This is a genomic window from Blastochloris sulfoviridis (genome assembly GCF_008630065.1).
Classification (GTDB): Bacteria; Pseudomonadota; Alphaproteobacteria; order Rhizobiales; family Xanthobacteraceae; genus Blastochloris; species Blastochloris sulfoviridis.
This window is the reverse complement of sequence record NZ_VWPL01000008.1, coordinates 123,709-146,053: the sequence shown is the minus strand read 5'-3', so window position 1 is coordinate 146,053 and position 22,345 is coordinate 123,709. Positions and strand designations below refer to the sequence as shown.

The 22,345-nt window shown below is 69.0% G+C and carries 20 protein-coding genes and 1 riboswitch; of the genes, 13 read left to right on the top strand and 7 right to left on the bottom strand.

Annotated elements, in window-relative coordinates; translation table 11 throughout:
• The first annotated feature begins 279 nt into the window (after positions 1-279).
• The 8 genes from murB to ligA all read left to right on the top strand — a co-directional run bounded on the left by murB (position 280) and on the right by ligA (position 11,901).
• On the top strand, positions 280-1,203 hold the full coding sequence (gene murB, locus F1193_RS06755; RefSeq protein WP_150096907.1) for a UDP-N-acetylmuramate dehydrogenase: 924 nt from the start codon (positions 280-282) through the stop codon (positions 1,201-1,203).
• A 303-nt stretch (positions 1,204-1,506) separates the two neighbouring features.
• Positions 1,507-2,409, top strand: a complete 903-nt coding sequence (locus F1193_RS06750; protein ID WP_150096906.1) for a cell division protein FtsQ/DivIB — start codon at positions 1,507-1,509, stop codon at positions 2,407-2,409.
• A complete protein-coding gene (ftsA, locus tag F1193_RS06745) occupies positions 2,406-3,725 on the top strand; it encodes a cell division protein FtsA (protein ID WP_170263426.1) in 1,320 nt (439 codons plus the stop codon). The genes F1193_RS06750 and ftsA overlap by 4 nt, the downstream gene beginning before the upstream one ends.
• Before the next feature lie 84 nt (positions 3,726-3,809).
• Positions 3,810-5,477 (top strand): cell division protein FtsZ, encoded by a 1,668-nt coding sequence (ftsZ, locus tag F1193_RS06740; RefSeq protein ID WP_150096905.1) that lies wholly within the window; start codon positions 3,810-3,812, stop codon positions 5,475-5,477.
• A 296-nt stretch (positions 5,478-5,773) separates the two neighbouring features.
• Positions 5,774-6,727, top strand: coding sequence for a UDP-3-O-acyl-N-acetylglucosamine deacetylase (lpxC, locus tag F1193_RS06735; protein WP_150096904.1), 954 nt, complete (start codon positions 5,774-5,776; stop codon positions 6,725-6,727).
• Positions 6,728-7,082: 355 nt separating this feature from the next.
• Positions 7,083-7,937, top strand: coding sequence for an outer membrane protein assembly factor BamD (locus tag F1193_RS06730; protein WP_150096903.1), 855 nt, complete (start codon positions 7,083-7,085; stop codon positions 7,935-7,937).
• A 164-nt stretch (positions 7,938-8,101) separates the two neighbouring features.
• Positions 8,102-9,772, top strand: a complete 1,671-nt coding sequence (gene recN, locus F1193_RS06725; protein WP_150096902.1) for a DNA repair protein RecN — start codon at positions 8,102-8,104, stop codon at positions 9,770-9,772.
• Entirely contained in the window at positions 9,769-11,901 is a 2,133-nt protein-coding gene (gene ligA / locus F1193_RS06720; protein ID WP_150096901.1) for an NAD-dependent DNA ligase LigA, read from the top strand. Before recN ends, ligA begins: the two co-directional genes overlap by 4 nt.
• 305 nt (positions 11,902-12,206) lie before the next feature.
• On the opposite strand, the gene purU is transcribed toward ligA, so the two are convergent.
• Complete coding sequence (gene purU / locus F1193_RS06715) at positions 12,207-13,112, bottom strand: formyltetrahydrofolate deformylase (RefSeq protein ID WP_150096900.1); 906 nt, start codon at positions 13,110-13,112, stop codon at positions 12,207-12,209.
• A gap of 375 nt (positions 13,113-13,487) precedes the next feature.
• Positions 13,488-13,820 carry a 30S ribosomal protein S21 gene (gene rpsU, locus F1193_RS06710; protein WP_150096925.1) on the bottom strand — a complete coding sequence of 111 codons (333 nt, stop codon included), beginning with the start codon at positions 13,818-13,820 and terminating at the stop codon, positions 13,488-13,490.
• A 361-nt stretch (positions 13,821-14,181) separates the two neighbouring features.
• Between rpsU and F1193_RS06705 the strand changes: the two genes are divergently transcribed.
• From F1193_RS06705 to F1193_RS06690, 4 genes are all read left to right on the top strand, one after another.
• Positions 14,182-14,391 (top strand): cold-shock protein, encoded by a 210-nt coding sequence (locus tag F1193_RS06705; protein WP_150096899.1) that lies wholly within the window; start codon positions 14,182-14,184, stop codon positions 14,389-14,391.
• A 101-nt stretch (positions 14,392-14,492) separates the two neighbouring features.
• Positions 14,493-14,675, top strand: a riboswitch (cobalamin riboswitch).
• An 86-nt stretch (positions 14,676-14,761) separates the two neighbouring features.
• On the top strand, positions 14,762-14,905 hold the full coding sequence (gene cbpA, locus F1193_RS06700) for a modified peptide precursor CbpA (protein WP_150096898.1): 144 nt from the start codon (positions 14,762-14,764) through the stop codon (positions 14,903-14,905).
• Entirely contained in the window at positions 14,902-16,323 is a 1,422-nt protein-coding gene (gene cbpB, locus F1193_RS06695) for a peptide-modifying radical SAM enzyme CbpB (RefSeq protein WP_150096897.1), read from the top strand. Before cbpA ends, cbpB begins: the two co-directional genes overlap by 4 nt.
• 233 nt (positions 16,324-16,556) lie before the next feature.
• A complete protein-coding gene (locus F1193_RS06690; protein WP_150096896.1) occupies positions 16,557-16,991 on the top strand; it encodes a DUF3592 domain-containing protein in 435 nt (144 codons plus the stop codon).
• Positions 16,992-17,193: 202 nt separating this feature from the next.
• Here F1193_RS06690 and panD read toward each other — a convergent pair whose 3' ends face one another.
• The 3 genes from panD to F1193_RS06675 are packed head-to-tail and all read right to left on the bottom strand — an operon-like array spanning position 17,194 to position 20,161.
• Entirely contained in the window at positions 17,194-17,598 is a 405-nt protein-coding gene (panD, locus tag F1193_RS06685; RefSeq protein ID WP_150096895.1) for an aspartate 1-decarboxylase, read from the bottom strand.
• 34 nt (positions 17,599-17,632) lie between these two features.
• Positions 17,633-18,322, bottom strand: a complete 690-nt coding sequence (locus F1193_RS06680; RefSeq protein ID WP_150096894.1) for an SDR family oxidoreductase — start codon at positions 18,320-18,322, stop codon at positions 17,633-17,635.
• A gap of 15 nt (positions 18,323-18,337) precedes the next feature.
• A complete protein-coding gene (locus F1193_RS06675) occupies positions 18,338-20,161 on the bottom strand; it encodes an aminopeptidase P family protein (protein WP_150096893.1) in 1,824 nt (607 codons plus the stop codon).
• Between the two features lie 198 nt (positions 20,162-20,359).
• Between F1193_RS06675 and F1193_RS06670 the strand changes: the two genes are divergently transcribed.
• A complete protein-coding gene (locus F1193_RS06670) occupies positions 20,360-20,629 on the top strand; it encodes a SemiSWEET family sugar transporter (RefSeq protein ID WP_150096892.1) in 270 nt (89 codons plus the stop codon).
• 141 nt (positions 20,630-20,770) lie between these two features.
• Here F1193_RS06670 and F1193_RS06665 read toward each other — a convergent pair whose 3' ends face one another.
• Positions 20,771-20,974 (bottom strand): cold-shock protein, encoded by a 204-nt coding sequence (locus F1193_RS06665; RefSeq protein ID WP_055036222.1) that lies wholly within the window; start codon positions 20,972-20,974, stop codon positions 20,771-20,773.
• A 564-nt stretch (positions 20,975-21,538) separates the two neighbouring features.
• A complete protein-coding gene (locus F1193_RS06660) occupies positions 21,539-22,285 on the bottom strand; it encodes a glucosaminidase domain-containing protein (protein ID WP_150096891.1) in 747 nt (248 codons plus the stop codon).
• Positions 22,286-22,345 lie beyond the last annotated feature (60 nt).

The following is a 22,345-nucleotide window of genomic DNA, read 5'->3' as shown; positions in this document are numbered from 1 at the left end:
ACGGCGTGCCGCCCGCACCGGCTCGGGGTGGCCACCCCGAGCCGGTGCACCCATCAAAGCACATTTCGCCGTTCCAACCCGGGACCGTGCGCAGGATGGGGCACCTTGTTCTGAGGACGGTCCCGGGTTCTGAAGACGATCCCGGCTCGCGCGCCCTTTGCGCGCTCGGCTGGGATGACGAAAGAAGCCTGTAGGGCGGAATAGCGAAGCGTATTCCGCCGCTTGGCGTCGGCGCAATACGCTTCGCTATTGCGCCCTACGGAGTCCGCGGCCAGCACAATGTCCTTCCCCGATCTCGTTCCCGAGCTTTCCCGCCTGATGCCCGAGTTGCGCGGCCGGCTCGCCGCCAACCAGCCGATGGCCGATCTGACTTGGTTCCGGGTCGGCGGGCCGGCGCAGGCGATGTTCACCCCGGCTGATGCCGACGACCTCTCTTATGCGCTGGCGCACCTGCCATCGGGCCTGCCGGTCACCGTGGTCGGCGTCGGCTCGAACCTGATCGTGCGCGACGGCGGCATTCCCGGCGTGGTGATCCGGCTGGCGGCGAAGGGCTTCGGCGGCGTCGAGAGCCTGGGGGAGGGGCGGCTGCGCGTCGGCGCGGCAGCGCTCGACAAGCGCGTGGCTTCGGCCGCGGCCGCGGCCGGCCTTGCCGGGTTCGAGTTCCTGTCCGGTATCCCCGGCACCATTGGTGGGGCGCTGCGGATGAATGCCGGCGCCCATGGCGGCGAGATGGCGGACATCGTGCGCGAGGCCCACGCGGTCGGCCCGGACGGGATGCGTCTCGTCCTAAGCTTGGCCGATCTCGGCTTCTCCTACCGCAAGAGCGCGGTGGCCGATGGGGTGATTTTCACCGCCGCGGTGATGGCCGGCGCGCCGGGCGATCCGGGCGAGATCGCGGCGCGGATGGCCGAGATCGCCCGCCACCGCGAGGAGGCCCAGCCGATTCGGGCGCGCACCGGCGGCTCGACCTTCAAGAATCCGCCGGGCACCAGCGCCTGGAAGCTGATCGATGCGGCAGGCTGTCGCGGCCTTCGCGTCGGCGGGGCCCAAGTGTCGGAGCTGCACTGCAATTTTCTGCTCAATACCGGCGATGCCACCGCCGCCGACATCGAGACGCTGGGCGAGACCGTGCGCCGAAGGGTGCTGGAGACCAGCGGCGTTGTGCTGGCGTGGGAGATCAAGCGGATTGGGATACCTCTCTAGATCCCGCAAAGCGGCCGCATTTCGTTAACCTCGTTTAAATCCTAAACGCTTTGTTAACCGACGCGCCCCAAGACTCACAGGGACGGCGCACCATGTTCGGGGTCGCAAGGGGCGCGGTCGCAGGTCACCGGTCACACCGGTGGAATCCGGCGACGTCCGCAGCCCGCGGCGACCCTTCATCTTGAACGAATTTGGCGCGTCCGCGCGGCCTCATCACAGCCGCAGGGAACGGGCATGGAACGGGTCGGACGCAGATCGCGCAAGCCGGCTCCGCCGGGACTCCGGGCGGGGGCGGATGATCGCGTGGCCTCTGCGGCGCGGCGGCAGGCGGTGCCGGCCGGCGGCCCGGGGCCGCTTGCGGCGGCCATCCACGGCGTTGCCCGCCGGGCTGCGCGGCTGCCGCTGCCGCTGCCGCGCGGCGCCGGCTATCTCGGCACCTTCGCGCTGTTTCTTGCCACCGGCATCTATGGCAGCGTCGTCGGCGGCCACGTGCCGGCCATCGTCACCGCCTTGCACGACGCGGCCGATACGGGGGCGCGCGCCGCCGGCTTCGGCCTCGCCACCGTCACCATTTCCGGGCGCAAGTATCTCTCCGCGGCCGAGATCCGGCAGGCCGCCGGCATCGGGCCCGGCACCTCGCTGCTGTTCTTCGACGCCGTTGCCGCCCGCGAGGGCCTGTTGGCGGTGCCGTGGATCGCCGAGGCGCAGGTCCGCAAGCTCTATCCCGACCGCGTCGACATCGAGATCGTCGAGCGTGAGGCGTTCGCGTTCTGGCAGCTCAAGGGCAAGGTTCAGGTGATCGCCGAGGATGGCACGGTGATCGCGCCGGTCGAACTCGCCCCGCGTCCCGATCTGCCGCTGGTGGTCGGCGTCGGTGCCGACAAGCGGGCGAAAGGGATCGTCATGCTGCTCGCCAGGTTTCCCGACATCGCCGCCCAGACCCGGGCCGCCGTGCTGGTGGCCGAGCGCCGCTGGAACCTGCGCATGAAGAACGGCATCGACGTGCGCCTGCCCGAGGCCGATCCCGCCGCCGCGCTAGCCGAGCTTTCGGCGCTCGACCGCGAGAAGAAGCTGCTCAGCCGCGACCTGGTGGCGATCGACCTCCGGCTTCCCGACCGCATCACCGTCCGGCTCTCCGACGCCGCCGCCAAGGCGCGCGCGGAGGCGACGAAGGCCAAGACCAAGCGCAAGGGGGCGGATACGTGAACGCTCGCCTTGATCTCACCCCCCGGCTGCGCCCGCTGTCGCCGCGGCGCTCGGCCATCCTGTCGGTGCTCGACGTCGGCACCAACAAGATCGCCTGCCTGATCGCCAAGCTGAAGCCGCGAACCGGCGGCGAGGCGCTCAAGCGCCGCACCCATTCGATCGAGATCCTCGGCGTCGGCCATATCCGCTCGCGCGGGGTCAAATGCGGCACGGTGGTCGATCTCGCCGCGGCCGAGGACGCCATCCGTCACGCCATCGACGCCGCCGAGCGCTCGGCCCGCCTGCAGGTCGAGCAGGTGATCGTGTCGCTCACCGCCGGCCGGCTGAACTCGGAAGCCTACCGGGCGGGCATCGACCTGAAGCGGCCGGCGGTCTCCGACACCGATGTCGAGCGCGTGCTGTCGGCGGCCGGCACCTATGCGGTGCAGGGCGGCCGCACCGTGCTGCACGCGCTGCCCACCGGCTTCTCGGTCGATGACAACACCGGCATCAAGGATCCGCGCGGCATGCTCGGCCGCCGGCTCGGCGTCGATCTCAACGTCATCACCGCCGACATGGCCGGCGCCCGCAACCTGATGCTGGCGGTCGAGCGCAGCCATCTCGACGTCGCCGGCGTGGTGGCCGCGCCCTATGCCAGCGCGCTGGCAACGCTGACCGACGACGAGGCCGAGATCGGCGTCGCCTGCATCGACATGGGCGGCGGCACCACCACCATCTCGGTGGTCAGCGACGGCCAGATCGTCCACGCGGATGCGGTGGCCATCGGCGGCCACCACGTCACCATGGATCTGGCGCGTGGCCTGTCATGCCGTATCGGCGATGCCGAGCGGCTGAAGACGCTGTTCGGCAGCGTGGTGGCGGCCGGCGCCGACGACCACGACTCGGTCACCGTGCCGGTGCTGGGCGAGGACGACCGCACCCATCGCAACTCGGTGACGAAGGCACAGCTCGTGCGCATCGTGCGCCCGCGCGTCGACGAAATCCTGGAACTGGTGCGCGACCGGCTGATCCACTCTGGCTTCGCCGGCATTGCCGGCGGGCGGATCGTGCTCACAGGCGGCGCGGCGCAGCTCACCGGCATCGCCGATCTCGCCAGCCGCGTGCTCGGCCGGCAGGTGCGCATCGGGCGGCCGCTCGGCATCTCCGGCCTGCCGGAGGCGGCCAAGGGCCCGTCCTTTGCCGCAGCCTGCGGCCTCTTGATCTATCCGCAGGTGGCGGCGCGCGAACATTTCGAACCCCGTCCGCACCTTCGGCGCGGGCAGGCGTCCGGGGGCTACATCGCCCGTGTCGGGCGGTGGCTGAAAGAGAGTTTCTGAGGTGACGACCCCGGCCGGCGGCGGTCCGGCCTTCTGGACTGTGAATGACGGTGCCCGCCGGCGCCGGAGACGAGGTGGAGACCCATGACGATCAACCTGAAGAAGCCCGATATTCGGGAGCTGCGGCCAAGAATCACCGTGTTCGGCGTTGGCGGCGCGGGCGGCAATGCCGTCAACAACATGATCTCGGCCGGGCTTGCGGGGGTCGAGTTCGTGGTCGCCAACACCGACGCCCAGGCGCTGGCCTCGACCAAGTCCGAGCGCGTCGTCCAGATGGGCGTGCAGGTCACCGAGGGCCTCGGCGCCGGCTCGATGCCGGAGGTCGGCCGCGCTGCGGCCGAGGAGGTTCTCGACGAAATCCGCGATCACCTGTCGGGGTCGCACATGGTGTTCGTCACCGCCGGCATGGGCGGCGGCACCGGCACCGGGGCCTCCCCCGTCATTGCGCGGGCGGCACGTGAGCTGGGTATCCTGACGGTCGGGGTCGTCACCAAGCCCTTCCACTTCGAGGGTGCGCGCAGGATGCGGGTCGCCGAGACCGGCATCACCGAGATGCAGAAGAATGTCGACACGCTGATCGTCATTCCCAACCAGAACCTGTTCCGGGTCGCCAATGAGCGCACCACCTTCGCCGACGCCTTCGCGGTGGCCGACCAGGTGCTGTTCTCGGGCGTCGCCTGCATCACCGACCTGATGGTGAAAGAGGGCCTGATCAATCTCGACTTCGCCGACGTGCGCGTGGTGATGCGCGAGATGGGCAAGGCGATGATGGGCACCGGCGAAGCCTCGGGCGAGCGCCGCGCCATCCTCGCCGCCGAAGCCGCGATCGCCAACCCGCTGCTCGACGAGACCTCGATGCGCGGCGCCCGTGGCCTCCTGATCTCGATCACCGGCGGCCGCGACCTCACCCTCTACGAGGTCGACGAGGCGGCGACCCGCATCCGCGAGGAGGTCGACCCCGACGCCAACATCATCCTGGGCGCCACCTTCGACCAGAACCTCGAAGGCATCGTCCGCGTCTCGGTGGTGGCCACCGGCATCGATCCGTCCGTCATTCCGGACGCGGTGACCCCGGTCACCGACCGCCAGCGCTCCAATGCCGGGCGGCTGCGCCTGGAGGACGAGCAGCGCCCCGAGGTGATCTTCGGCGAGCCGCGCCAGCCCACCCTCGGCGCGCCGCCGCCGCGTGCGGGTGCGGCGATCGACGACGTCACCATCCGCCCGCTGCCGCCCAAGCCGAACTATTACGTCGATCAGGCTCCCCAGGCGCCCGTCCATGGCGCGACCGAACAAGAGGAGCACCATCCCTTCATCCCCCCGGTCCCTGAGCGGCCGGCGGCCGCGCGCCAGATGCGCATGCCGCGGGCCGACGAGTTCCCGCTGCCGGGCCAGGCGCAGTTGCGCGCGGCCGGCCACGGCGATGCTCACGACGGTCCCGACAAGAAGAAGATGACCCTGCTGCAGCGCCTCGCCGCGGTCGGCCTCGGCCGCAAGGAGGGCGAGGACGAGCCCCCGGCGCACGCCCGGCCGGTGATCCGCGACATCCAGCCCTCGCTGGAGGTGCCGCGGCCGCCCCGGCCGCAGCCGCAACCCTCGCCGGAGATCCTGTCGGAGTACGGCAAGCGCCCGGCGGCCCCGGCGCCCCGTCCGGCGCCGCAGGGCCTCGACCAGCATGGGCGCCAGGCGCCCCTGCCGGCAGCCGAGGATGATCACCTCGACATTCCGGCGTTCCTGCGCCGTCAGGCCAATTGACCAAGGCCCGAAATAGCAGCGCACCCGGCCGATTTAGGGCCGGGTGCAACTATTTGATTTCGCGTCTGTTCCTCGGGTCACGGGCAAACCGCCACGCGGATGTGGACGGTAACAATGCGAAAAGAACCGTGACTTGGCCTCAACCGGCACCCCCCCTAAGGTGCCGGTCACCAAACGGTCCGATTCGCGCAAATGAATCGACATCTGTCGGACGCCCGCGCGACGCAAATACGGCCAAGCTAGAGGAGGCTCGGAAAGCCGTCCGTAGTTCGGATGAACTTTCCACCTGTGTATTCATGAAAGCAGGCCGGCAGACGACGGTACGAGATCGAATCGTTCTAACGGGCCTCGGAGTTCATTCCGGTGCTCTTGCCACCCTGTCTCTTCTACCAGCCAAGGCCGACACCGGAATCGTCTTCCTCCGCGTCGGCGACGAGGGCGAGCGCTCGGTGAGGGTCGGGCCGGATTCGGTCAGCACCACGGAGCTGGCCACCGTCCTGGGCGACGATTCGGGGGCGGTCGTCGCCACCGTCGAGCACCTCCTGGCCGCCCTGTCCGGCCTCGGCGTGGACAATGCGATCTGCGAGATCGACGGTCCCGAAGTTCCGATCATGGACGGCTCGGCCGCGGCCTTCGTCGCCGCCATTGAGGCCGTGGGCCTGCGCACCCTGGCGGCGCCGCGCCGCTGCATCCGCATTCTCAAGCCGATCAAGGTCGCCATGGGGCGCGGCTGGGGCGAGCTTCGCCCGCGCGACGGCGGCCTGCGTGTCGAGGTCGAGATCGATTTCGACAACCCGACGATCGGCCGGCAGGCCTATGCCGCCGACATCGACCCCGCCACCTTCCGGCGCGATCTTGCCCGTGCCCGCACCTTCGGCTTCCTTGCCGATGTGTCGCGGCTGTGGGGCGCGGGCTATGCGCTCGGCGCCTCGCTCGACAACACGCTGGTGGTGGCCGAGGACCGCGTGCTCAATCCCGAGGGTTTGCGCTACGCCGACGAGTTCGTCCGCCACAAGACGCTGGATGCGATCGGCGACCTCGCGCTGGCAGGCGCCCCGCTGATCGGCCTCTACCGCTCCTATTGCGGCGGCCACCGGCTGAACTATGCGGTGGTGCGGGCGTTGCTCGCCGATGCGACCGCCTGGTGCTGGACCGATGCCCTGGCCGAACGGCCGGCCGCCAGCCGCCCGTCCTATGCCGGGCGCGGCGCCCAACTCGCGATGCCGGCGTTCCGCGCCGACCATAGCTGATTACGGAATTCGGACCCGATCCTGGCTCCCGTCCTCGCGTTGCCGCGGTGGAGCGCGCAGCGCATCCGGGCTGCTTTGCCATGGCCGGCGTGTCCTGTGCGCGGCGGAGCACCTTTGTGGACAATTCCGCCACAATCCCGTCCCGTTGTCACGTTAGCGCCTTGGCCGGATGCGTGCCTCGTCGCGCGTGCCGGCTCATCTCCGTTTACCGGGGCATGCGCGGCTCGATGGACGGGAACATGGCCGCAAGCCGCCAGGGCGACAAAGGCGTCGCCGGGTGGTTGAGGTTTCCCGGCCCAGGGCTTTCCGGCCTAAAGATCGATAGCTGGACCAACTGCAGGACCAATCGAAGGTGATGCGTCGTTTCCTTCCGCCTCCCTCACGCCTGCGGGCGGTCATTCGCGGGCTCGCCATCGGCCTCCTCGCCGTCTCCCTCGCGGCCTGCGCCTTGTTCGAGAAGAAGCCCGAACAGCTCGCGCCCGACGAGCCGGCGGACAGGCTCTACAATGAAGGGCTGACGCTGGTCGCCAAGAAGGAATACAAGGACGCCTCCAAGAAGTTCGAGGAGATCGACCGTCAGCACCCCTATTCGGAATGGGCCCGCAAGGCCCTGCTGATGACGGCCTACGTCAAGTACGAAGCCGGCGAGTACGAAGAGTCCATCACCGCGGCCAAGCGCTATGTGACGCTGCATCCCGGCAGCCCTGACGCCGCCTACGCCCTCTACCTTGTGGGCGCCTCGTATTTCGACCAGATCGCCGACATCACCCGCGACCAGGCGCGCACCGAGCGCGCGATCCAGGCGCTCGACGAGGTGGTGCGCAAGTACCCGGACAGCGAATACGCCGAAAGTGCCCGACGCAAGATCACCATCGCCCGCGACCAGCTCGCCGGCAAGGAGATGTCGATCGGCCGCTACTATCAGGAGAAGCGCAACTACATCGGCGCCATCAACCGGTTCAAGACGGTGGTGGTTCAGTACCAGACGACGCGTCAGGTCGAGGAAGCGCTGATGCGGCTGGTCGAGTGCTACATGGCCATGGGCATCACCCAGGAGGCCCAGACCGCGGCGGCCGTGCTCGGCCACAATTTCCCGGACAGCCCCTGGTACAAGGATGCCTACAAGCTGCTGCAGACCGGCGGGCTGGAGCCGCGCGAGGACAAATCGTCCTGGATCAGCCGGGCCTTCAAGAAGCTCGGCTTGGGGTGAGCGCGTGCCGGGTGACCGCGCGGCGCTTGGAGTGAGCGCGCGCGGCTTGGGGTGAGCGCGCCCGACATGTGTTAGAACGAACCGGCCGCCGCCGGGCCGCGGTCAGGCCGGCGATCCGGCGGCCTTGCTGCAACCCACCGGTTCGTGCCGTTCTGCCATTCGCCATGCTTGCCCAGCTCGCGATTCGCGACATCGTTTTGATCGACAAGCTCGACCTCGCCTTCGACGGCGGGTTGTCGGTGCTGACCGGCGAGACCGGCGCCGGCAAGTCGATCCTGCTCGACGCGTTCGCGCTGGCGCTGGGGGCGCGCGGCGATGCCGGCCTCGTGCGCCACGGTGCCGAGCAGGGGCAGGTGACCGCGGTGTTCGACCTCGCGGCCTCCCATCCCGCCCGCGCCGCGGTCGCCGAGGGCGGCATCGACGCCGAGGGCGATCTCATCCTGCGCCGGGTGCAGTATGCCGACGGCCGCACCCGCGCCTTCGTCAATGATCAGGCGGTCTCCGTGCAGCTTCTGCGCACGCTGGCGGCCACGCTGGTCGAGATCCACGGCCAGCACGACGACCGCGCGCTGGTCGATCCGGCCAGCCACCGTGCGCTGCTCGACGCCTATGGCGGCCTCACGGTGCCGGCCGCCGAGGTCGCGCGCCGGTTTTCGGCGTGGCGGGCGGCGGAGAAGACGGCTTTGGCCGAGCGCGCCCGGCTGGAGAAGGCCGAGGCGGAGGCCGATTTCATCCGCCACGCGGTGGCGGAGCTTTCCAAGCTCAAGCCCGAGCCCGGCGAGGAGAGCGCGCTGGCCGAGCGCCGCGCCGCGATGATGCGCGCCGAGAAGGTGGCGCAGGATCTTGAAGACGCCCACAGCGCGGTCGCCGGCCAAGGCTCGCCGGTGCCGCAGCTTGCCGCGGCGGTGCGGCGGTTGGAGCGCCGCGGCGCCGAGGCGCGCGAACTGGTCGAGCCGGCCATCGCCGCGCTCGACCAGGCGCTGACGGCCCTCGACGAGGCGAGGAGCCACCTGGAGCACGCGCTCGGCGTGGCGGCGTTCGATCCGCACGAACTGGAGCGCATCGAGGAGCGGCTGTTCGCCCTGCGGGCTGCCGCGCGGAAGTATTCCGTGCCGGTGGACGCGCTGGCCGCCCGCGCCGAGGCGTTCGCCGGCGACCTCGCCGCGCTCGACCGCTCGGCGGCGCTGTTGAAAACGCTGGATAACGCGGCCAGGGCGGCGGAGACGGCCTATCGCCACGCGGCGGCCGAATTGTCGGCCAAGCGCCGCGCCGTTGCCGCCGAGCTCGATGCCGCGGTCAATGCCGAGCTGCCGGCCCTGAAGCTGGAGCGGGCACGCTTCTTCACCGAGATCGTCACCGACGCTGCCGGCGCCGGGCCGGACGGCTATGACCAGGTCGGGTTCTTCGTGCAGACCAATCCCGGCACCAAGCCGGGGCCGATCGCCAAGATCGCCTCGGGCGGCGAGCTGTCGCGCTTCATGCTGGCGCTCAAGGTGGCGCTGGCCGACCGCGGCTCGGCGCCGACGCTAATCTTCGACGAGATCGATTCCGGCGTCGGCGGCGCGGTGGCGGATGCCATCGGCGTGCGGCTGGCGCGCCTCGCCCAGCGCGTGCAGGTGGTCGCCGTCACCCACGCGCCGCAGGTCGCCGCCCGCGCCGGCCGGCATTTTCTGATCCAGAAGGAGAGCGTGGCGGCGGGCAACCGCGTCGCCACGCGGGTGGCCCGTATCGAGGCCGCGACGCGGCAGGAGGAGATCGCGCGCATGCTGTCGGGGGCGGAGATCACCCGCGAGGCGCGCGCCGCCGCCGCCAAGCTGATCGAGGACGGACGATGAGCCGCGCCGAGGCTGCAAAACCAGTCGAGATGCTGTCGCCCGACGAGGCGGCGGCCGAACTGAGGCGGCTCGCCCGCGAGATCGCCACGCACGACCGTCGCTACTATCAGGAGGACGCGCCGACCGTCTCCGACGCCGACTATGACGCGCTGCGCGCCCGCAACGACGCGATCGAGGCGCGCTTCCCCGAGTTGGTGCGCGACGACAGCCCCTCGCGCAAGGTCGGCGCGGCGCCGGCCGCCAAGTTCGCCAAGGTGCGGCACGCGGTGCCGATGCTGTCGCTGCAGAACGCCATGAGCGAAGGCGAGGCGGTGGAGTTCGTCGCCCGCATGCACCGCTTCCTCGGCCTTTCTGCCGAGGCCGAACTGGCGATCACCGCCGAGCCCAAGATCGACGGCCTGTCGTGCTCGCTGCGCTATGTCGGCGGCCGGCTGGAGGTGGCGGCCACCCGCGGCGACGGCTTCGAGGGCGAGGACGTCACCGCCAACGTCCGCACGATCGAGGACGTGCCGGAACGGCTGCACGGCCGGGCGCCGGATGTGTTCGAGGTGCGCGGCGAGGTGTACCTTTCGCACGCCGATTTCAACGCCATCAATGCGCGGCAGGCGGCGGAGGGAAAGCCCGCCTTCGCCAACCCGCGCAACGCTGCCGCCGGCTCGCTGCGCCAGTTGGACGCCACGGTCACCGCGTCGCGGCCGCTGAAGTTCTTCGCCTATGGCTGGGGCGAGGTGGCGGGCGAGCTGCCGGCCGACACGCAGTTCGGCATGGTGACGGCGCTGAAGCGTATGGGCTTCGTCACCAACGATCTCACCATCCTGTGCCACTCGACCGAGGAGTTGCTCGCGCACTATCGTTTCATCGAGAGCCGGCGGGCTTCGCTCGGCTACGATATCGACGGCGTGGTCTACAAGCTCGACCGGCTCGATCTGCAGGAGCGGCTGGGCTTCGTGTCGCGCTCGCCGCGCTGGGCCATCGCCCACAAGTTCTCGGCCGAGAAGGCCAGGACGCTGGTGCGCGACATCGAGATTCAGGTCGGCCGCACCGGCGCGCACACCCCGGTGGCCAAGCTTGAGCCGGTCACCGTCGGCGGCGTGGTGGTGCAGAACGCCACGCTGCACAATGCCGACGAGATCGCCCGGCTTGGCGTGCGGATCGGCGACACGGTGGAGATCCAGCGCGCCGGCGACGTGATCCCCCAGGTGCTGCGGGTGATCGAGGATGCGCCGCGCGGGGCGGAGCCATACCAGTTTCCCGAGGTCTGCCAGTGCGAGCTGAAGACGCCCTTGGTGCGCGAGGAGCTGGCCTCCGGCGAGAAAAGCGCGGTGCGGCGCTGCACCGGCGAGTTCGCCTGCCCGTATCAGCGCGTCGAGCATCTTCGGCATTTCGTCTCGCGCCGCGCCTTCGATATCGAGGGGCTGGGCGAGAAGCAGATCGCCTTCTTCTTCGAGGATGCGGATCTGCCGGTGAAGGAGCCGGCCGACATCTTCACGCTGGCGCGGCGCGATGCGGAGAATTTCAAGAAGCTGAAGGACAAGGAAGGTTTCGGCGCCGTCTCGGTGCGCAACCTGTTCAATGCCATTGAGGCGCGGCGCACCATCGGGCTCGACCGCTTCCTCTATGCGCTCGGCATCCGCCACGTCGGCGAGACGACCGCGCGCCAGATCGCCCGCGCCTATGGCTCGTGGGCAGACTTCGAGGCGGCGGCGCGTCGCATCGCCGCCGCTGACGAGGCCGCGCGTGCGGAGATGGACGCGATCGACCAGATCGGCGAGGCGGTGGTGGATGCGATCGCCACCTATTTCGGCGAGGCGCACAACCGCGTGCTGGTCGATCGGCTGGTGGCCGAGATCGCCATCGTCGATGCCGAAAAGCCGCGCATCGAGAGCCCGGTCGCCGGCAAGACCGTCGTCTTCACCGGCACGCTGGAGAAGATGACGCGCGACGAGGCCAAGGCGACGGCCGAGCGGCTGGGCGCCAAGGTGGCGGGCTCGGTGTCGTCGAAGACGCACTATGTGGTCGCCGGGCCCGGCGCCGGCTCGAAGCTGGAGAAGGCGCGCAGCCTCGGCGTCAGCGTGCTGAGCGAGGACGAGTGGTTCAAGCTGATCGGCGAGGAGCGGTCGAGCGCCTGATACGGGTTTCGGGCGATCACTTCGGAACGGCCGCCGGCAGAGGGGCGTTTCTTCCCTCTCCCCTTGTGGGAGAGGGTGGTGAGACCGAGCGTCAGCGAGGGCGAGCCGGGTGAGGGGTAAATGCGGACGCGCGCTTGAAGATTCACCCCTCACCCGCCTCGCGATCTTCGCTCGCTCGGCACCCTCTCCCACAAGGGGAGAGGGAAAAAGAGGCCGAGCGACTCCGTCGCCAATCCTGCCGGCGGCCCCGGGCCTGCGCCTCGTTGCGCCCGGGGCGGCGAGGTGCCGGACCGGCCGGACGACGATCAGCGGAACACGACGGTCTTGGTGCCGTTGGGCAGCACGCGGTGCTGGGTGTGCCAGCGCACCGCGCGCGACAGCACGCGGGTTTCGATGTCGCGGCCGATGGTGATCAGCTCGTCCACCGTCAGCGTGTGGTCGACGCGCTCGACGTCCTGCTCGATGATCGGGCCCTCGTCGAGATCCTTGGTGACGTAGTGGGCGGTGGCGCCGATCAGCTTCACGCCGCGGGCGTGGGCCTGGTGGTAGGGCATGGCGCCCTTGAAGCTGGGCAGGAAGGAGTGGTGGATGTTGATCGTCCGCCACGCCAGCGCCTCGCACAGCCGGGGCGACAGAATCTGCATGTAGCGGGCGAGCACCACGAGGTCGATCTTGAGGTCGTCGACCAGCTTGATGATCTTCTCTTCCTGCAGGGCGCGCGTCTCGTTGGTTACCGGCAGGTGATAAAATGGGATACGGTGCCAGCCGCTCATCTGTTCCAGGTCGCGGTGGTTGGAGACGATCGCCGGAATCTCAATCCTCAGGCTGCCGCTGAGATAGAGATAGAGCATGTTGTTGAGGCAGTGGCCCTGCTTGGAGACCAAAAGCAGGACGCGGTCCTTGCGGGTCTCGTCGTGGAACCACCACGTCATCTGGAACTTGTTGCCGATCGGCGCGAATTTCGGCGTCAGATCGGCAAACGACATGCCCGGCGGCAGCAGGAACGCCGTGCGCATGAAGAACTGGCCGGTCTCGGTGTCGCCGAAATGCTGGGACGAGGTGATGAAGCACTCGTGATGGGCGAGAAAGCCGCTGATCTCCGCCACCACGCCGATGCGATCGGGACAGGAGACCGTCAGCGTGTACTGGCTCTGGACAGGTCCGGCGCCGGTGGCCTGCACGATCTGGTTCTGCGGTAGCTGAAGCTGCATGGTCGCGTGTCCGGAACTCGAAGCCGCCAGGGAGCGGGCGGGATCGTTGCAACGGAACCCTCGGGGGCGTGGGCTTCGCCGCGTCGAACAGGGGGGGTCGAGCGTCTTACTGGTGTCGAGCGTCTTGCAAGTGGGCAGCGAAGAATGCGAGCGCGCGAACCCCGGGCGCAAATCTCGACACTGCGGTGCCCACGGCGCACGCAGTTAGCATTGTCCGCGGGCGCTGACATCGGGTATTTGCGCGTGGTGGCGGAATATAGGTTTCCCGTTACCCATATTCCGTCGCCCGGGAGGTAGAATGTTAAATTAGCCCTAACGGTCAGGCCGCGCTGCGACAATCGGGCGCGGCGCCTGCAGGACAGGTGCGCGGCGTCGTCAGACGCGCACAGTCGTCGGGGTCGTCGGGGTCGGTTCCGCCGCGGCCGGGCGCGGGGTGCCGGCGAACGGGCGCGGGCCAAAGCCGGGACGGCCGCGCGCGTCACGCAACGGCTTCTTCGGCGCGGGCAGGAGACCCTCGCGCTGGGCCTGCTTGCGGGCGGCCTTGCGCATGCGGCGGACAGCCTCGGCCTTCTCGCGGGTCTTGCGCTCGGATGGCTTCTCGTAGGACCGCCGCTGTTTCATTTCGCGGAAGATGCCCTCGCGCTGCATCTTTTTCTTGAGAACCTTGAGCGCCTGGTCAACATTGTTGTCGCGTACGAGAACCTGCAAAACGATGATCCGATCTTTGTTTGGTCGTTGAGGTGACGGACCGGCATAAGCCGGGCGCACGGGATGGCGCGACCTCTTAGCACGCCCGCGGGCCGCAGAGGCAACAATTCATCGTGCGGCGGGGGGTCGAGCAGCGGGGAAATGCGCCCGCCGCGGACATCCGGCGCTTGTGGCACGCGCCACCAACGCCTATATGACCGCATCGACTTTGGCCGGACGATCGGGCCGTTACGCCCATGAAACTGCCGGGCGCGGGTTCTCAAGTCTTTCCAAACATCGACGAACCAGACCGCGGGAGGCGCCGCATCCCGCATCGACGTGCTTAGCATCGACGTGCTTACAGTAGCGGGGGGAGAGACCCATGATCACGGGCACCGTGAAATTCTACAATGATCAGAAGGGCTACGGCTTCATCCGGCCGGACAATGGCGGCAAGGACGTGTTCGTCCACGCCACCGCGCTGGAGCGCGCCGGCATTCGCGGCCTCGCCGAGGGCCAGAAGGTGGCCTTCGACACCGCCGAGGATCGCCGCAGCGGCAAGGTCGCGGTCAACAACATCCAGCCGGCGTGATCTGACCCAATTTCTGGACCATGACGGCCGCGCCCGGCACCCGGGCGCGGCCGTTGCGTTTGTGAAGGCCACGATTGACGGCGCCGCCCCGGCGCGGTTAGCTCTGCCTCCATAGTTCCAGCATCCCGGAACACGGTTGAAATCCGTGGCGGACCCGCCGCTGTGATCGGGGACGCCGCCTTGCCGGCGAGAGCCAGCCACTGACGGGGATCACCCTGTCGGGAAGGTGCTAAGGCGGCGGTTGATCCGAGAGCCAGAAGACCTGCTGGAACAGTCTGACCGGGCGAAATCCGATGGCAAAGGGTTTCGGCAGTCCTGCGCTTGCGCGCGGGTGCTGCCGGACGCCCGGTCGTCATCAGGAGCCCGAGGAATGGACCAGACCACCACCCCCAACCGCCCCGCCGACGCCCAGCCCGCGCCGCGCCCCGACGTCATCGCCATCCGCAAGAGCTGCGACGCCGAGGGCACCGGCCTGTCGCACTTCGTGCTGATGGACAAAGAGGCGGCGAAATGAACGCGCCGTTCAATCCGGCATTCGGGACGGCCCCCTCGCGGGGCCGTTTCGTCAACAGCGGCAATGGCCCGGTCTTCCAGCCCTACGACATCGGCCACCCCACCCACATTGCGCTGATCGCGCCCGACACCGCGTTCTGGGCGCTCATCGCCAAGGACCAACTCGCTGACACCCTGGCCGGCGGCGCGCTGATCGACGGCTATCGCGCAAAGGCCGAGACGTTCGCCCGCGAGATGGCGGCGCTCAGGTTCGGGCTCAAGCCGTCGGCGGTCTATGTCAACGCCACCGAGCGCTGCAACCTCAACTGCACCTATTGCTACATCCCGGCCGAGATGCGGCGGGAGGGCACCGACATGGATGCGGCCACGCTGATTGACGCGCTCGCACGCCTCGACGGCTATTTCCGCCGCCACATGCCGGCCGGTCGCAAGCCGCAGATCATCTTCCACGGCGCCGAGCCGATGATCGCGCGGGACGCCATCTTCCAGGGCATCGACGCCTTCAAGGACCGCTTCCGCTTCGGGGTGCAGACCAACGCCACGCTGCTCGACGACAAGGCGGTGGATTTCCTCACCAGCTGCGGCGTCGGCATCGGCCTGTCGCTGGATGCGCCGGTGCCCGAGATCGCCGACCGCACCCGCGCCAATTGGAACGGCGCCGGGGTCTACGCCAAGGTGGTGGAGGCGATCGCGCGGCTGAAGGGCTACCCGGCCTTCAACGTCATCTGCACCATGTCGACCGAGAACCTCGACCAGCTGGTGCCGATGGTCGAGTTCCTGCACGCCCGCGAGGTGCCGGCGTGCATGCTCAACGTCATCCGCTGCACGCTGCCGGGTGCGCGCACCGTGCGGGCCGACGACGCGCCGCTGGCGCAGGCCTTCATCGCGGCGCTGGAGAGGAGCCACGCGCTCTATCGCGAGAGCGGGCGCAAGCTGGTGGTGGCGAACTTCGCCAACATCCTGATCGGCATTCTGGCGCCGACGGCGCGGCGGCTGATGTGCGATATCTCGCCGTGCGGCGGCGGGCGGGCGTTCTTCGCGCTGGTGCCGAACGGCGATCTGTTCCCGTGCAGCGAGTTCATCGGCCTGCCCGCTTTCAAGGGCGGCAATCTGTTCGCCGACGACATCGATGAGGTGCTGGCACGCCCGGCCTTCACCACGGTCTCCGGCCGCAAGGTCGAGGACATTGCGCCGTGCCGCACCTGCGCCATCCGCCACTTCTGCGGCGCGCCGTGTCCGGCCGAGGCGCACGAGATGAATGGCGGCATGGACCGCACCGGTGCCTATTGCGAGTTCTACGAGGAGCAGACGCGCTATGCCTTCCGGCTGATCGCCGAGGGCCGGCACGACGACTTCCTGTGGGACGGCTGGGACGAGGATACCGAGACGGTGTTCGACGCGCATGCGTTAGGGTGCTGAATTCCGCAACGCGCCATCCCGGCCGAAGCGAAGCTTCGAGCCGGGATCGGGTGCGGAAGGGGCGCGATACTGAAAACGGTCCCGGCTCGGCACTTCGCGCCGTCCGGGATGGACGAAATCGAACGGCCGCCGGAATTGGATTGAAGGCCCCGGTGTATTGAGCCGAGTCGCTTTGCCGGCGCGGCGTTCGGGTCTATCGCAGGGCCGATGTCCATTTGGCGGATAATTGCTGGATGATCGCACGCGTCCTTCTCAGCCTTCTCGGCATCCTGCTGCTTGTCTGGGGCCTCGGCACGCCGCTGGTGGCGATTTTCGGCGCCGAGGCCGAGGGCCGTATCACCCACGTTCGCCGCCAGGGCGGCGAGCGTGGCGAGGCGGTGCCCAACCGCTACACCTACGCCATCGCCTATGAGTTCCGCCTGCCGGACGGCACGCTCGCCGAGGGTGTCACCCAGCGCGTGGGCGACGCGTTCTCGCCCCGGCTTTCGGAAAGTGGCCGCCCGCTCAAGGTGCGCTACCTGCCGAGTTTTCCGCGCATCAGCACGCTCGGCTGGCGGTGGGAGAATGCGATCGAGAACCTGATCGTTGCCGCGGTGGGCGCACTGCTGATCGTGCTGCCGTGGCGCGGCCGAAAGGGGGCGGAAAAGCGGGCGCGCCGTCAGGCGTGAGGGGGCATTGCTGCTTTGAGGCGTCTTTGAGCTTCGTCATCCCGGCCGAGCGCAGCGAGAGCCGGGATCGGGTGCGGAAGGGGCGCGATATTGAAAACGGTCCCGGGTCGCGCAGCTGCGCTGCTTGCCCGGGACGACGACCTCGCCCAATGCAATTTTCGCCGCCTCCACGCAACGCGGCTTCAGAGTTGGCGAGCGGCGCTCAGCTCATCAACCGCGTTTCAGTGGGGTCGGCCGGCCCCGGAATCTCGGCGCGGATGTCGGTGATGCGGTTCTTCTCGTCCACCTGCACCACGGTCGGGGTGTGGGCGCGGGCCTCCTCGAAGCCCATGTCGGCGAAGGTGGCGAGGATGACGAGGTCGCCCGGCCGGTTGCCGTGGGCGGCCGCCCCGTTGATGCAGATGACGCCCGAGCCGCGCGGCCCCTCGATGGCGTAGGTGACGAGGCGGGTGCCGCGGGTGACGTTCCACACGTGCAGTTCCTGGTTCGGCAGGATGCGCGCGGCGTCCATCAGGTCGGTGTCGATGGTGCAGCTTCCCTCGTAATGGAGGTCGGCGTGGGTGATGGTCGCGCGGTGGATCTTCGACCAGAACATGCGGAGGTGCATGGGGGCGCCCTTCAATCCTTGTTTGCCGTGCGGCTTACCACGCCAGCGGCGTGCCGTCATAGTTGAGAAAGCCGCCGGTCTTCTCCAGGGTCAGGTCGTCGATGGTGGCGACGAGGTGGCGCACCGACTCGCCCACCGCCAGCGGCGCCTTGGGGCCGCCCATGTCGGTCTTCACCCAGCCGGGGTGCACCGAGACGACCGTGATGCCGTCGTCCTTCAGCGCCAGCGCGAGGCCCTGCATCACCTTGTTCACCGCCGCCTTGGACGTGCAATAGGCGATGTCGCCGGCCATCGACTGCGCCATCTGGCCGAGGATGCTCGACACGATGACGATGCGCGGATTGGTGCCGGCCTTGAGGTTCTCCACCAGCGCCTGCGACACCCGGAGCGGCGAGAGCGTGTTGACCGCCAGCGTGTGCGCGAACCCGTCGAAATCCATGTCGAGCGCGCCCTGGCGGTGGGGCCCGTGCACGCCGGCATTGTTGATCAGCACGTCGAGCGGCTGGCCGGCGATGGCGTCGGCCAGGGCATCGACCGAGGCCTGGTCCGTCACATCCAGGCGGTGGAGGGTGAACTGGCCGGGATACTTGGCGGCGAGCACCGCGAGGTGGTCGACGTCGGGAATGCGGGCGCAGGCGAACACGCGGTCGCCGCGCAGCGCCAGCTGCTCGGCAAGCCCAAAGCCGATGCCGCGATTGGCGCCGGTGATCAGAAAACTGGCCATGGGAGCCTCCTTCGCTCAGCATATGGGACGGGTGGCGGCCGCGAGCCAGGCCGCGGTCTCCGCATCCACCAGCGGGCCGATCTCGGCGGCGACGCGGGCGTGGTAGGCGTCGAGCCAGGCGATCTCGTCTGGCGCAAGCAGCGCCGGATCGACCAGCCGGCGGTCGATCGGCGCAAGCGTCAGCGTCTCGAAGCCGAGCAGCGGCCGCTCGCCGCCCTCCGGAAGCGGCATCTCGCGCACCAGTTCGAGGTTCTCGATGCGGATGCCGTAGGCGCCGGCGCGATAATAGCCCGGCTCGTTGGACAGGATCATGCCCGGCTCAAGCTTGGCGTGGCCGATGCGCGAGATGCGCGCCGGCCCTTCGTGCACCGAGAGGTAACTCCCGACGCCATGGCCGGTGCCATGGTCGAAATCGAGTCCCGCCGCCCACAGCGCCCGCCGGGCGAACGGGTCGAGCTGGGCGCCGGTGCTGCCGGCCGGAAAGACGGCGGTGGCGATGGCGATGTGCCCCTTCAGCACCAGCGTGAAATGCCGCTTCATGGCGGCGGTGGGGGTGCCGATGGCGATGGTGCGGGTGACGTCGGTGGTGCCGTCCTGGTACTGGGCGCCGGAATCGACCAGCAGGATGCCCGGCTCGACGCGCCGGTTGGTGGCGGTGGTGACGCGGTAGTGCGGCAGCGCGGCGTTCGGGCCGGCCCCGGCGATGGTGGGAAACGAGATGTCGCGCAGCATGCCGGTGTCGCGCCGGAAGCTCTCCAGCGCCTCGGTCACCGCGATCTCGGTGAGGGTGCCCTTGGGCGCCTCGCGGTCGATCCAGGCGAGGAAGCGGGCGAGGGCTGCGCCGTCGCGGCGGTGGGCGGCGCGGGCGCCGGCGATCTCGACGGCGTTCTTGCACGCCTTCAGCCGGGCGATGGGGTCGTCGCCGAGGCTGGCGGTGCCGCCGGCCTGCTCGACCACGCCGACCAGCCGGTCGGGGGCGCTCGACCTGTCGAACTGGATGGTGGCGCCGGTGGCGGCGAGCGCCGAGAGTTGGGTCTCAAGCTCGGCCGGCTCGGCCAGGATCGCGGCATCGGCCAGCGCACCGCGCACCTCGCCGGCGAGCTTGCGCGGGTCGAGGAACACCGCCGGCCGGCCCGCGCGCGGGATCAAAGCCCAGCCGAGCGGCAGCGGGGTGTGGGCGACGTCGCCGCCGCGGATGTTGAAGGCCCAGGCCAGCGCATGCGGATCGGAGACCAGCAGCGCGTCGGCCTTCGCCTCGGCCAGTGCGGCCTGGATGCGGCCGAGCTTGCCCGCGGCCGGCTCGCCGGCAAAGGCGATCGGGTGAAGCACCACCGGCGCGCAGGGCTGTGCTGGCCGGTCGGTCCAGACTTGGTCGATCGGGTTCGACGCGACGGCAACCAGGCTGCCGCCGGCCGCCTTGGCCGCCGCGGCGAGCTTCGAGGCCTGGTCGCGGGTGTGCAGCCAGGGGTCGTAGCCGAGCCTGCCGCCGGCCAGATTGGCGGCGATCCAGGCCTCGGCCGTCTCATCGGCGATGTTGTGCGGGGCGAACACCGCCGGGTCGGCCTCGGCCGTCACCTGCAGCGTGTAGCGGCCGTCGACGAAGATCGCCGTCCTGTCGGCCAGCACCACGACGGTGCCGGCCGAGCCGGCAAAGCCGCTGAGCCATCTCAGCCGCTCCTCGGCGGGCGGCACGTATTCGTTCTGGTGGGCGTCGGCGCGCGGCACCACGAAGCCGTCGAGACCGCAGCGGGCGAGTTCGGCGCGCAGCAGTGCGACGCGCCCTGCGCCCACGGACGGATCGGCCGCAGAGCCGAAAGACTGGAAGATCGCTTCGAACATGATGATCTAACGTAGAAGCAAGGAGCGGGGCGGCGCAATCGGCCAACGGGTGCGGGCCCGGCGACGGCGGGCGCCCGATCGGCTATCACCGCCCGCGGGACGGGCTGCTTCGCCCGAGACCCGAAGGCCGGCGAGGGGCCGTGGCGGCGATCCGGATCCGGGTCGTGACGCGGCCCTGCGAATTCCACAGGATGAACGATGGGACTGACGCCGGATGCCGCAATCGAAGCCGTCGGCTTTGCCGCCGCCATCACCACCACCTTGTGCTGGCTGCCGCAGGCGATCCGGCTGATCCGTACCCGCGAGACGCGGTCGATCTCGCTGTCCAGCTACGGCTTCTTCTCGGCGGGAATCGCCCTGTGGCTGGTCTATGGCCTGCTCCTCGGCAATGCGCCGATGATTGCGGCCAATTCGGTCACGCTGGCGCTGACGCTGACGATCGTGGCGATGAAGCTGCGGTACGGCTGAAGACAGTCCGCACCGCGGCGGACTGCCGGCCGGGCCGCCGGAGGACGGCAAGAGCCTTCTCGCGGCCTGCCGGCCAAAATCGCCCGGATCGGGGCCCAGATGCAGAAAGCCCCGCCGAAGCGGGGCTTAGGGGTGCGCGCCTCAGCCGACGCGGAGATTTTCGGCCGCAGTCTTGCCGCGGTTGGTCACCAGATCGAAGGTGACGGTTTGACCCTCGTTCAGGGTCGTCAGGCCGGCCCGCTCGACCGCGCTGATGTGGACGAACACGTCCTTGCCGCCGGTCGCCGGCTGAATGAACCCGTACCCCTTGGTCGGGTTGAACCACTTGACGGTGCCCTTTTGCATCGTCGGTCTCCGAAATAAGTGAAGTCTCGACACCGCGCGTATTTGCACGCTCGACGCCACACCCTGGGATTTTGGGGATTCCGAGAGACGTCAAAGGCCGTTCGGCGAAAGACGAGGCCGGAACGGCCAAAACCCGTATGCTCTTGAATCGTGCTTCATTCCCGCGACGAAAACAAGGCTCTTGTTGAAATCTCCGGCTGCTGCGGGCAACACCGAACGCTCCCGGTAAACGCGCAATTACGCTTGCGCGGCCACCGAGATGCCCGTCTCGCTGCCATCTGCCGCCTGCACGCAAAAATTGCAGCACGAAGCGGGTGAGGCACTAAAATTTAAGTGAACTCGAAACCCGCCGGTTCCGCAAGCCCGCTCGCTTCCGGTCGCCCTGGGCCGGGAATCGACCCGGCCGGACCTGCCCTGGCAACAAAATCATGCGGTTTGGGGAGGAACGCTCGGCGTGGCAGGCAGCAGGGCTGCGCCGATAACGTCTGTTCGATCGCGCCAGCGCCAGAGGCCGGACGACGCGACGCCGACCCCTGGGGCCGGCGCCGGTCCTTGAGCGCCGGCTCAGAACATCAGCTTGCGGAACAGGCTGGTGCGGGTCGAGCCGGTGGGGGTGGGATCGGGCGAGAGCCTGCTCGGAGCCGGCTCGTTCTCGGCGAAGCGCACCTCGCAGAAATTGGCGAAGAACTGGTCGGCCACCGCGGCGATGTCGTCGGAATAGCCGCGGTCGTGCGGCGACCACTTGCGGGTCAGGTCGGTATAGGTGACCGGCCGGTTCAGCCTGTGCGCCCACCCCGGAATCTCGCCCCAGCCCTGGACCAGCCGGGTGCGGACGGCCACTGGATTGTCGACCGTCTCGCCGGCATACATCGAGATGTGCTGGAGATGGGCGAGCACGCCGGTCGAGACGTCGTTGAAGGCCTCGCCCGAATGGCCGCGGCCGGTGGCGCCGATGCCGGCGAAATTGTTCTGGTCGGGGGAGACGAGGCCCGGACGGCCGCTGGCCTGATGGAAGCGCAGCCAGTTGGTCTCGACGATCATCTGGAAGAACGCGTAGTCCCAGCGAACCCCCAGCGCCCGGCCATGCTGCTCATAGTGCGCCGCGACGGTTTCCAGCCGGGGATCGATGTCGCGGTGGCGGGACTTGAGGAACGAGGTGAGGCGCGTCGGAGTGACGCAGGCCGGAACCTGGTTGCCGCTGGCGGCTTTAATGGGAGGCAACGTCGCCGCATGAGCGGGGACATCTCCCAGCGTGAGTACACCAAGAACGCTGGCGACAAGGGTGGTGGCGATCGGGTGAAATCGAATCATACAGCCCCCCGGACCTGGACGGTGCACGGGGTCGTTTGTCCTCCGTCAAGGTTACCGAGT

Bases quoted from the DNA above. Each gene is read 5' to 3' on its own strand.
- F1193_RS06690 (WP_150096896.1), top strand. From the start codon at position 16,557: ATGATCGCACGCGTCCTTCTCAGCCTTCTCGGCATCCTGCTGCTTGTC.
- murB (WP_150096907.1), top strand. From the start codon at position 280: ATGTCCTTCCCCGATCTCGTTCCCGAGCTTTCCCGCCTGATGCCCGAG.
- F1193_RS06675 (WP_150096893.1), bottom strand. From the start codon at position 20,161: ATGTTCGAAGCGATCTTCCAGTCTTTCGGCTCTGCGGCCGATCCGTCC.
- lpxC (WP_150096904.1), top strand. From the start codon at position 5,774: ATGAAAGCAGGCCGGCAGACGACGGTACGAGATCGAATCGTTCTAACG.
- F1193_RS06680 (WP_150096894.1), bottom strand. From the start codon at position 18,322: ATGGCCAGTTTTCTGATCACCGGCGCCAATCGCGGCATCGGCTTTGGG.
- cbpB (WP_150096897.1), top strand. From the start codon at position 14,902: ATGAACGCGCCGTTCAATCCGGCATTCGGGACGGCCCCCTCGCGGGGC.
- F1193_RS06705 (WP_150096899.1), top strand. From the start codon at position 14,182: ATGATCACGGGCACCGTGAAATTCTACAATGATCAGAAGGGCTACGGC.
- F1193_RS06670 (WP_150096892.1), top strand. From the start codon at position 20,360: ATGGGACTGACGCCGGATGCCGCAATCGAAGCCGTCGGCTTTGCCGCC.
- ligA (WP_150096901.1), top strand. From the start codon at position 9,769: ATGAGCCGCGCCGAGGCTGCAAAACCAGTCGAGATGCTGTCGCCCGAC.
- F1193_RS06660 (WP_150096891.1), bottom strand. From the start codon at position 22,285: ATGATTCGATTTCACCCGATCGCCACCACCCTTGTCGCCAGCGTTCTT.
- purU (WP_150096900.1), bottom strand. From the start codon at position 13,112: ATGCAGCTTCAGCTACCGCAGAACCAGATCGTGCAGGCCACCGGCGCC.
- panD (WP_150096895.1), bottom strand. From the start codon at position 17,598: ATGCACCTCCGCATGTTCTGGTCGAAGATCCACCGCGCGACCATCACC.
- ftsZ (WP_150096905.1), top strand. From the start codon at position 3,810: ATGACGATCAACCTGAAGAAGCCCGATATTCGGGAGCTGCGGCCAAGA.
- recN (WP_150096902.1), top strand. From the start codon at position 8,102: ATGCTTGCCCAGCTCGCGATTCGCGACATCGTTTTGATCGACAAGCTC.
- cbpA (WP_150096898.1), top strand. From the start codon at position 14,762: ATGGACCAGACCACCACCCCCAACCGCCCCGCCGACGCCCAGCCCGCG.
- F1193_RS06665 (WP_055036222.1), bottom strand. From the start codon at position 20,974: ATGCAAAAGGGCACCGTCAAGTGGTTCAACCCGACCAAGGGGTACGGG.
- F1193_RS06730 (WP_150096903.1), top strand. From the start codon at position 7,083: ATGCGTCGTTTCCTTCCGCCTCCCTCACGCCTGCGGGCGGTCATTCGC.